Here is a 10124-nt window from a genome sequence, read left to right on the forward strand (position 1 = left end):
ACCAGAATCAGCATCGTCGTCCCGTTAGGTCATTGTGACGTTGGCGAACAGCAGGACCGGCCAGCAGACGATGGACCCGAGGAACGAGACCACCTTGTCCGAGACACTGTCGACCTCCGCTAGGTGCGAGGTGTGCGTCAGGGTCCAGACGACGCCCATGATGCCGTAGGGAATGCCGATCAAAATCAGCACGCCGATGAACTCGGACACCTTCATTTCGTGGTCGAGAACCCGACCGAAAAAGTTCCACATGCGTCGTTCTCCCCGCTAGATGAGGTCTTTGCCGGTCCGGATACGGCGGCGCAGATCACCCAGGATCACGTAGAAACCGCCGAACCGCAGGGGTCGGGGCAGGAACCGATTGACGAAGCCGACGAAGAGAAAGAGGTTGTCGTAGCGACGCTGGTCGATCGGTCGCCACTGCAGGTCCAGCTGCTCCCGGAACATCGGCGGCAAGGAACCGATCGTCAGGAAGCGCAACAGTCCACGTAGCGGCAGACCCAGCAGCGGGGTGATCATTTTCAGGTTGATCAGGTCGTTGATGAACAGCTTTTGCGTCTCGTCATAGCTGATCCGCTCGCATGCGATGAGCCAATACTGGTCAAACTCGGCCCCGGTGGCCGGCCACATGTCCTCGGTGACCTGCAAGGTCGTGGCGAGCGGGGTGGCACTGGCATAGAAGGTTTCGGCCTGATTGGCATCCATCGTGCCGTGCAGCAGTTGATGGGTGTCTTCGAAGCCGATGTACAGGCACGCCGCTACCCACATCTGCAGTTCACGATTGAAGGCGTTGTACTTCACCGGCGAGCTCTCGGTGCTGCGGACGTGCCGGTGGGCGGTGTTGATCGCCTCCCGGTAGGCGGCACGCTCCTCGTCGGTACCCAGGATGGCTACCGCCAAATACTGTTCGGTGGTCCGCAGCCGCTTCCACGGATGCTTCATCAACGCCCCGGACTCCACCCTGGACTCCATCACACCGTAGCCGACTTCCGGCCAGCCGAGCTGCATGGCGACGTTCGCCGCCGACCCGGCTGCCGCCCAGAAGTCGAACGCATCCTCAACCTCGGTGCGCCGGTGCGGCTGGTTCGGCCGGCGCTGCGGCGTGGTGATTGCGATGCGTGTCTGCTCGAGCGTCAGCGCCGGTGCGCGCGTGCGCCAGTCCGGTAAATAGCCACGTGGTCGCTCGGTGGTCGTCATTGTCAGTCCCCAATCTGAACACGCGGGGTCATCCCGCGTACACAGCGTAACACCGAACTGATAACGCCCGTTATCAGTTCAGGTATCCTGGCTGCATGGCCGCTTCCGAGACGATCCCCGCGCCCTCAGCCAGCGACGGCAGACGGGTACCGATGCCGCTGGTCTACCGGTATCTCGGCGATAAACGGTTCGCCTATACGCTGCCCCGCGCGCTGTCCCTGCAGATCCTGCACCCGGGCAACGCGGCGAGCCTGGTGCAGCATGTGCACGGCGGCCTCTGGGCCCATAAACAGCGGGCGATCAGCGAGATGGTCTACATCGCGTACAGCAGTCGGGATCTACGTTCGGTGATGCGTACCGCCCATACGCACGTGAAGGGTGTCGACAGCCTCGGCCTGCGATACCACTCACTCAACCCCGACCTCTTCTTCTTTCAGCACGCCACCTACGTCGAGACCCTGATCACCTCTATCGAGGTCTTCCATCGGCCCCTTCGGCGCGAGGAGAAGGACGAGCTGTACCAGCAATGTCGGCTTTGGTACGCCAAGTACGACATCTCCGACCGCGCCCAACCTGCCGACTACGGCGAGTTCGTCGACTACTTTGACGAGTTCTGCCAGCGCGAACTCGTCGTGAGCCCCGACGTCGCCGCACTGCGCCACGAGGCCCTGCACCCCGGCACCTGGTTCCCCAAGAAGGTGCCGCACGCGGCGATTCGTGCGCTGCTGCACCCCCGCGCCGCCGAACTGCTGAACGTAGAACCGGGCGCCGCGGACCGGGCAGCCTTGAAAGCATTCGCCGCGCAGACCCGACTGCGCGCCGGACTGACCCCAGCGAAGTACCGGCTGATCCCGGCAGCCCGGCACCGCCCAGAGGATTAGGACTTGGGTTCGCGCATTTCGGCGAGCATCGCGTTGTAACTCTCCAGTTCGGCATCGCCGTCTCGGTCAGCGTGCCGATCGAATCGCCGTGCTTGCTTCCGGTCCTGCCGCTGCCATTGCACCAGGAGGGCGATCATCACGATCATCAATGGGAATTCTCCGGTGGCCCACGCAATGCCGCCACCGGCCTGCTGATCGGAGTACAGATCGCCCTGCCACGGCAGCGCCAACGATTTATACCAGTCCTCGGCGATCACGGCCGTGGTCATCATCAGCGCGACGCCGAAGAAGGCGTGGAAGGGCAGCGAACCCCAGACCACGCCGAGTTTGGCGACCGGGCTGATCTGGCGCGGCGCCGGGTCGATGCCGATCACCAGCCAATAGAAAAGGTAACCGGTCACCAGGAAGTGCAGATTCATCGCCAGGTGCGCGGAATGGTTGTCGACGATCTTCTCGAAGATACCGCCGAGGTACAGCACGTAGAAGCTGCCCACAAAGATGGTCACCGCGATCAGCGGATGAGTCACGAACCGCGAGTACCGACTGTGAATACCGGTGAGGATCCACTCGCGTGGCCCCGGCGGCTGTCCGCGCCCGGCGGGCGGCAGAGCCCGCAGCGCCAGCGTCATCGGCGCCCCCAGCACCAGCAGAATGGGCACCAGCATGGAGAGCATCATGTGACTCATCATGTGAACGCTGAACATGGCGGGTGCGTACTTGCCGAGGCCCGACGAGGTCGCGAAGAGGAGCGCTGCACAACCGAGGATCCAGGCGATGGTCCGGCCGACCGGCCACGCGTCGCCGCGGCGGTGCAGCCGCCACACACCCGCGAGGTACACGGCGGCGAGCACGATCGCGGCGGTACCGAAAATCAGGTCGAAACGCCAGTCGAAGAGGATGGTCGACAGCGTCGGAGCTTCGTCGAGCCGATAGCCGATCTTCAGTTCCACCGGCGTCACGTCGGCCGTGGCCAGGACCGGCGGCGGTGTCCGTGCCAGGCCAGCGCCAAGTCCGAAAGCGACGGCGAAGACCGCCGCTTCCACCGCGGCGAACCGCACGAACAGCGAGATTTTCGGCTCCTCCGCCGAGTCGAGTTCGGCGATCGTGCGCCGACGATGGAAATATCCGAGGCCGCCGGCGATCAGGAGCGCCACCAGCTTGGCAAGCACCACCTGTCCGTAAGTGGTGACGAATAGTTCCGATGGCGTCATCCGCACCAGCGCGTTCACCGCACCACTGAAGGCCACCACCAGCAGACACCACAACGCCACTCGCGAGTATCGGCGAACGGCGAGTGCGCGCCAGCGCCCTTGACCGAAGGCGTAGGCCAGTACGGCGATCAAACCACCGGTCCACAGCGCAGCCGCGACGATGTGCAGGATCAGGCTGTTGGTGCCTAGGTCGTGGTTGCCGCCAGCCGACGAGTGTCCGGCCAGCGCCGGCGGCATCAGCGACAGGAACCCGAACGCGATCACCAGGATCGTCCAGCCCCAGCGCAGGGCCGCGCGGGCCACGATGGCGGCGACGATCCCGAAGATCGCCGTCCACAGCCAGTAATTACTTTCCGCCGACGTACTGCAGACACCCATCACCGCGCCGGGGCGGATGGTTCGCACGCACTGGGCGACGGTCTCCCCCAGCCCACGACCGCTGATGTTGGCGAACGACAGCGGGATCAAGGCGAGCGCCGCCATACTCCAGCAGGCGAAGGCCGCCGAAGCCCAGCGCACCGCGCGATAGCCACCGACGTCGAGCTCACCGCTGGCCTGCGGTGGAACAAAGAACGCGGCGAACACCGCAGCACCGAGGCCGACGGCCGCGAACAACTGTCCGATCACCGTGACCGCCGGCAGGCCATAGGTCACCACCCAGCCCGGATCGGGCACGCCGGTGAGCACCAGGGCCGTCGCCGCACTGGCCGCGGTGACCACGACGGCCGCCGTGACGCCAACCACTATCAGCGCCGACAGCAGGAGGCGACGAGCCTCCGACGGGTCGCGGAGGCTGTCGCGATCGGTCGTCGCTGGCGCTTCCGGCGTCGTCGTACTCATGCCTCTACTCTAGGTCGGGATATAGTGGGCCCGGCCGTCGGCCACCGTCGGCCACGCCTCCGTAGCTCAGGTGGATAGAGCAAGGGCCTTCTAATCCCGAGGTCGCAGGTTCGAGTCCTGCCGGGGGCACAGTTACATCCCGGTCGGTGACATCCCGGTCGGTCACTGGCCGGGATGTCGTCACTCAGCGCTGGACTCGAGGGCTAGACCTTCGGTCGCGCCTTCTCCCACGCTTCGTGACTCACCACCGACTTCAGGTGCGCCATGAGGACTTGGTCGGGCACCAACCGGCTGGCCCGCAGACCGGCGGTCACCAGGATATGCGGCCGCAGATTCAGCAGCCGACCGATCGCCCGAGACTCGCGAACTACAGCGGCCGCCCGGGGGCGGCGCAGTTTCTCGTACTCGTCCAGCACTTGCGGCAGGGGCGCAGATCCGTCCCCCACCAACAACGCGAGGGTCGCCGCATCCTCGATGGCCTGGCAACCGCCCTGACCCAGGTGCGGGCGCATCGGGTGCACTGCGTCGCCGATGAGCACGACGCGGTCGGTGGTCCACCTCTTCGCGGGCTCCCGGTCGTAGAGGCCGGTACGGCGGATCCGGCCGATCGGAGTCGCCGCAAGCAGGGACGGAAGCGGACCGGCCCAGCCAGCAACCAGTTGCTCCAGCCGAACCTTCTCCTTCTCCGACACCCCATCGGCACCGCGCTGCTCGTCGCACCGTGCGCTGAGGAACCAGTAGGCACGCCCGTCACCCATCGGGAGGTGCCCCGCTTCGACTCCCGGCCCGAAGGTCTCCCCGGCCACGCTGTCATCGAGATCGGCGGTCGCTACGCCGCGCCAGGCGGCGTAACCGGCGTAGCGGCGGCGCAGGGTCCCGTTCAACTCACGCGCCACCGCCGATGAAATCCCATCGGCACCGATCACCAGATCGGCATCTACCGTGTTCGTCGCACTGATCGGCACTCCGAACTGCACCGTGCCCGGCTCCAGGACTGCGGTGAAGACATCGCGGAGCAGGTTGCGTTCAATCACCACCAGCGGTTCTCCCAGCACGCTGACGAATCGTTCTGGATCGGGGCGACGCAGTTGTTTGCCGCTGCTGGTCTGTACTGCGCCACTGGTGACGCGTCCACCGGAAGTACGCAATACGGCGCCCAGGCCGACATCGTCGAGAGCGGCGAGGGCGTTGGGCCACAACGTGATTCCAGCACCTGGCGAGATATCCGGGCGCTTCTCCAGCACCGTCACCTCGTGACCGGCCCGCTGCAGGGCCACCGCCGCGGTCAGACCTGCGATTCCCGCACCGACGACCGCTATCTTCATAGCGTCCACCCTATCTGCGCACACCGACTTGGCGCAGGATGTGAGAAGGGCGTGATTCCGCGGTAACGGCCCGTCGGCCGATGTGTAATACCGGGTGGGCACGCTGGCGCCCATGACCGATTCCGCCTCAAAGCCTGCGGCCCCGGCCGCAGTGAATACCGTGTGCGGTTACTGCGGTGTCGGCTGCGGTCTCACGCTGAGCATCACCAACGGCGCAGTCAGCGGCGCCGCGGGTACCCCCGAGCACCCGGCCAACCGCGGCCGCCTCTGCACCAAAGGCACCACCACCGCTGATCTGCTCGTTGCCCCCGGCCGACTCACCACCGCGCTGACCAGGACCGATCGCACCGCAGACTTCACCCCGGCACCCGTCGACGACGAGATCACCCGGATCGCCGAACGTTTCGGCGCGCTGCGCGCCGAGCATGGCCGCGACGCGGTCGCGCTCTATGTGTCCGGCCAGATGTCGATGGAGGCCCAGTACCTGGCGAACAAACTTGCCAAGGGCTACTGGCGCACCCATCTCATCGAGTCGAACTCACGACTCTGCATGGCCAGCGCCGGCACCGGCTATAAACAGTCACTCGGCGCCGACGGACCACCGGGCAGCTACGACGACCTCGACACCGCCGACGTCTTCTTCGTGATCGGCGCCAATATGGCCGACTGCCACCCGATCCTGTTCCTACGGATGATGGACCGGGTCAAGGCCGGGGCCAAGCTGATCGTCGTCGATCCCCGTACGACGACGACAGCGGCCAAAGCCGATCTCCATCTGGCGGTTCGCCCCGGCACTGACCTCGCCCTGCTGAACGGGCTGGCGCGTCTACTGGTCGACGACGGTGCCATCGACGACGACTTCATCGCCCAGCACACGCAGGGCTGGCCGGAGTTGCTCGACCTTCTCGCCGACTACCCGGTCGACACCGTTGCGCAGATCACCGGCCTAGCTGCCGACGATCTGCGCACCGCAGCCCGCTGGATCGGCGAGTCCGGCAACTGGGTCAGTCTCTGGACGATGGGCCTCAACCAGTCTGTCAACGGCACGGCACACACCACTGCCCTGGTGAATCTGCACCTGGCCACCGGCGCGATCTGCCGCACCGGCTCGGGTCCGTTCTCGCTCACTGGTCAGCCGAACGCTATGGGCGGCCGCGAAATGGGCTATATGGGTCCGGGACTGCCCGGTCAGCGCACCGCACTGGCGCCCACCGACCGGGCCGAGACCGAGGCACTGTGGGGCCTGCCCGAGGGGACCATCCCCACGGCGGCCGGCGGCGGCACCATCGACATGTTCGAGCGACTCGCGTCCGGGGAGATTAAGGCCGTCTGGATCATCTGCACCAACCCGGTGGTCTCCGTCGCCCACCGCGACACCGTGATTCGTGGTTTGCAGCAGGCCGAGTTCGTGGTGATGCAGGACGTCTTCACCGATGTCGAGACCACCGCCTATGCCGACTCGGTGCTGCCGGCAACCCTCTGGACCGAGTCGGCCGGCACCATGGTCAATTCCGAACGCACGATCACCTACTGTGCCCCCGCCGTCGATCCCCCCGGGCAGGCACGTCCCGATTGGCAACTCATCGCCGAGGTGGCTTGCGCGATGGGTTTCACCGAGGGCTTCACCTACCCCGATGCGGCCGCGATTTTCGACGAGATCACCTCCTTTCACAATCCGCGTACCGGCTGGGATCTGCGCGGGGTGACCTATGACCGACTGAAGAACGGTCCTGTCCAGTGGCCTGCGCCGCCCGGCAGCGGCGACCGCAATCCGATCCGATACCGCAATGACGGCAGCAGCCAGACGCTCCTCCACCGGGCGGACGGCACGGTGCCCCGGCTGGCATTCGCCACCCCGGATGGTCGAGCCCGGTTCATCGCGCGGAAGTTTCAGCCGCCCGCCGAACTGCCCGATGACGACCATCTGATGGTGCTGACCACCGGTCGGCTGCCGCACCAATGGCACACCCGCACCAAGACCGGCCGGGTAGCAAAGCTGACCAAGCTCAACCCCGCGCCGTTCGTCGAACTCCACCCCGCAGACGCGGCGGCTGCCGGGATTCTCGACGGCGCCCCGGTCGACGTCGTCTCGGTTCGCGGCGCCGTGCAGGTGCCCGCGCGGGTAACCGACAACATCGCCGCCGGAGTGTGCTTCGTCCCGATGCATTGGGGCGAGCCGGGTGCCGCGATCAACGCGGTAACCAACGACGCCGTCGACCCGGATTCGCTGCAACCGGAGTTCAAGGCCTGTGCGGTCTCGGTGACCCCGGCCCCCGTACCGGCGGCGACCATGCCGATCTCCGGCGGGTTGGCGGGGGCCTTCGCGCTCGGAGCACCGCCCACGCCGACCGTGAACGAGCAGGCCTTCTTGGCCGGGCTGGTGAACGGCATCGAGGCCAATCCGCCCGGCGACGCCCTACCGGCAATCCCCGTCTCAGCGCCGCTGCGTGCCGAGGTTCGGGACTGGGCGCAGGGTGTGCTGGCCGGCTACTTCTGCCGTACCGAACCGGTGGTAGCGACCGTCCCCGCAGCGCCGCAGGTCCGCATCATCTGGGCGTCCCAGACCGGTACCGCGCACGATTTCGCCGCGCACTGCGCGGCCACGCTGGAAGCGGGCGGTTTCGGCGTCACCCTCTCCGAAGCCGATCAGGTCGGGGTTGACGATCTGCGCGGCAATGTCTTGTTCATCGTCGCCACTACCGGCGACGGCGAGGCCCCCGACACCGCCCTGGGACTCTGGGATGCGCTCGGCGTCGCGATCAGCGATCACGTGGCTGAGTTGCGATACTCGGTGCTCGGCTTCGGCGACTCGGCATACGCCGACTTCTGCGGTTTCGCCCGAAAGCTCGATGGTCGTCTCAGCCACCTGAACGCGACATGCCTGGTCCCGCGCGCCTCCTGCGAACCGGACTACGAGGGCGCCGCGAACGCCTGGCTCGCCGCTGTGCAGGCCGCACTGCAGGCGGGCACTGCACGAGAGCCGGACGCCGCCGCTGCCGCGACCCCGCCCGCCGCGGCATACACGCGCAAGCACCCGAGCCCGGCCACGCTCGTGGAATCAGTCGTGCTCACCGCCCCGGACTCGGCGAAGCACGTCCGCCGCGTCAGTTTCGAGGTCGACGCCTCCTACACGCCAGGCGATGCGCTCGGCGTGCTGCCGCGCAACAGGCCGGAGGTGGTCAACGCCTGGCTCGCCGATACCGGCCTGGACGGGCGCACGTGCGTAGAGATCGGCGGGGAGTCGATGGCGCTCGGTCAAGCTCTCACCGAGCACCTCGATCTCACCCGGATACCCGACAACATGCCCCTGGACTCCGATCTCGCCGACTGGCTAGCCGCGCTGCGGCCGTTGCAGCCGCGCCTATACTCCATTGCCTCGAGCCCGCTCGCCCAGCCGGGGCGGGTGGAGATCACGGTATCGGTGGTGCGGGACGGCGTCTGCTCGAACTACCTCACCGGCGCTGACGGCACCGACGTACGCGTCTTCATCGCGCCCAACAAACACTTCGCGCCGCCCACAGACCCCGACGTCCCCGCCGTGATGATCGGTCCGGGCACCGGGATCGCCCCGTTCCGCGGCTTCCTGCACCATCGGGCCGCCACCGGCGCTCGCGGCGACAACTGGCTGCTGTTCGGTGAGCAGCACGCTGCCACCGATTTCCTCTACCGGACAGAACTGGAGCAGTTCCAGCGCGACGGCGTGCTCACCCGCTTGGACACCGCCTTTTCCCGCGATCAAGCCGAGAAGGTCTACGTGCAGCATCTGATGGCGCAGCAAGCGGCCGAACTGTGGTCATGGATCAAGCGGGGCGCCCACATTTACGTGTGCGGCGATGCCGCGCAGATGGCCAAAGACGTCGACGAGACCCTCCGCCGCATTGTCGCCGAACAGGGCCGCCTGGGCCGCATCGCCGCCGACGCCTACGTCACCGCGCTGGCCGCCGAACGCCGCTATGTTCGTGACATCTACTGACGCCGCGCCACCGCCGGCGACGTAACGTCGTCACCATGATCCCCTTCGATGCGATTGTGCTGGCCGGTGGCCGGGCCCGCCGGTTGGCCGGGGCCGATAAACCCGCCGAACTGGTCGGCGGACGACGGCTGATTGATATTGCACTGGACGCGGTCGCCGGGGCCGGGCGCATCGTCGTGGTCGGTCCGGACCGGGAACTGCCCCCACATGTGCACACCACCCGGGAGTCCCCGCCGTACGCCGGACCGGTCGCCGCGGTCGCCGCCGGATTACGCACCCTGCGCGACGACGACCACAGCAACGCGCCGGTCGCGGTCCTGGCCAGCGACCTCCCCGAGGTGACCGGTGATCTGATCGAGATCCTGCTGTCCGAATACACCCGGACACGCGCTCCCGCCGTCTTTGCAGTCGACGAGTCCGGCCGGTCCCAGTACCTGCTCGGGGTTTGGAGCCGCGCGGCCCTGGCGACCGCGCTCACCGCGTCTTTTGGCGCGTCGATGCGCCAGCTGGTGCCCGACCACGCCGCGTATATCACCGCCTCGGGAACCGCTGATGTGGACACCCCGGACGATCTCACGGCCGCCCGGCGCCGCGCGCCGCGCCGCGCGCTCGATCCAGTGTCCGCGCGGACGATCCTGCGCGATGAGCTCACGTCGGTGCACCCGCGCGTGGTTACCCTCGCCGATTCGGCGGGCAC

7 protein-coding genes and 1 tRNA gene are annotated in these 10124 nt (G+C 66.9%); 4 read left to right on the plus strand and 4 right to left on the minus strand.

The features are described 5' to 3' along the window. Positions 1-24: 24 nt before the first annotated feature. Both WAW85_RS13635 and WAW85_RS13640 read right to left on the minus strand, forming a co-directional pair. Positions 25-252 (minus strand): hypothetical protein, encoded by a 228-nt coding sequence (locus WAW85_RS13635; RefSeq protein ID WP_422560144.1) that lies wholly within the window; start codon positions 250-252, stop codon positions 25-27. A gap of 15 nt (positions 253-267) precedes the next feature. Beyond that, positions 268-1197, minus strand: coding sequence for an oxygenase MpaB family protein (locus WAW85_RS13640; protein WP_422560145.1), 930 nt, complete (start codon positions 1195-1197; stop codon positions 268-270). 95 nt (positions 1198-1292) lie between these two features. Here WAW85_RS13640 and WAW85_RS13645 point away from each other — a divergent pair, with 95 nt between their 5' ends. Next, a complete protein-coding gene (locus WAW85_RS13645; protein ID WP_422560146.1) occupies positions 1293-2078 on the plus strand; it encodes an oxygenase MpaB family protein in 786 nt (261 codons plus the stop codon). Here WAW85_RS13645 and WAW85_RS13650 read toward each other — a convergent pair. Further along, on the minus strand, positions 2075-4129 hold the full coding sequence (locus tag WAW85_RS13650; protein ID WP_422560147.1) for a cytochrome c oxidase assembly protein: 2055 nt from the start codon (positions 4127-4129) through the stop codon (positions 2075-2077). The genes WAW85_RS13645 and WAW85_RS13650 overlap by 4 nt on opposite strands. 55 nt (positions 4130-4184) lie before the next feature. Between WAW85_RS13650 and WAW85_RS13655 the strand changes: the two genes are divergently transcribed. Further along, a tRNA-Arg gene (locus tag WAW85_RS13655) sits at positions 4185-4258 on the plus strand. A gap of 74 nt (positions 4259-4332) precedes the next feature. On the opposite strand, the gene WAW85_RS13660 is transcribed toward WAW85_RS13655, so the two are convergent. Beyond that, positions 4333-5454 carry an FAD-dependent oxidoreductase gene (locus WAW85_RS13660; RefSeq protein ID WP_422560148.1) on the minus strand — a complete coding sequence of 374 codons (1122 nt, stop codon included), beginning with the start codon at positions 5452-5454 and terminating at the stop codon, positions 4333-4335. Positions 5455-5566: 112 nt separating this feature from the next. Between WAW85_RS13660 and WAW85_RS13665 the strand changes: the two genes are divergently transcribed. Continuing rightward, positions 5567-9427 (plus strand): molybdopterin-dependent oxidoreductase, encoded by a 3861-nt coding sequence (locus WAW85_RS13665; protein WP_422560149.1) that lies wholly within the window; start codon positions 5567-5569, stop codon positions 9425-9427. A 35-nt stretch (positions 9428-9462) separates the two neighbouring features. Further along, positions 9463-10124, plus strand: a 662-nt coding sequence (gene mobA / locus WAW85_RS13670) for a molybdenum cofactor guanylyltransferase (RefSeq protein ID WP_422560150.1), incomplete at its 3' end; no start/stop codon positions are given.

Source organism: Gordonia sp. (in: high G+C Gram-positive bacteria), from assembly GCF_049299075.1.
In the GTDB taxonomy this organism is placed as follows: domain Bacteria; phylum Actinomycetota; class Actinomycetes; order Mycobacteriales; family Mycobacteriaceae; genus Gordonia.

Bases quoted from the DNA above. Each gene is read 5' to 3' on its own strand.
- WAW85_RS13665 (WP_422560149.1), top strand. From the start codon at position 5,567: ATGACCGATTCCGCCTCAAAGCCTGCGGCCCCGGCCGCAGTGAATACC.
- WAW85_RS13660 (WP_422560148.1), bottom strand. From the start codon at position 5,454: ATGAAGATAGCGGTCGTCGGTGCGGGAATCGCAGGTCTGACCGCGGCG.
- WAW85_RS13635 (WP_422560144.1), bottom strand. From the start codon at position 252: ATGTGGAACTTTTTCGGTCGGGTTCTCGACCACGAAATGAAGGTGTCC.
- WAW85_RS13640 (WP_422560145.1), bottom strand. From the start codon at position 1,197: ATGACGACCACCGAGCGACCACGTGGCTATTTACCGGACTGGCGCACG.
- WAW85_RS13645 (WP_422560146.1), top strand. From the start codon at position 1,293: ATGGCCGCTTCCGAGACGATCCCCGCGCCCTCAGCCAGCGACGGCAGA.
- WAW85_RS13650 (WP_422560147.1), bottom strand. From the start codon at position 4,129: ATGAGTACGACGACGCCGGAAGCGCCAGCGACGACCGATCGCGACAGC.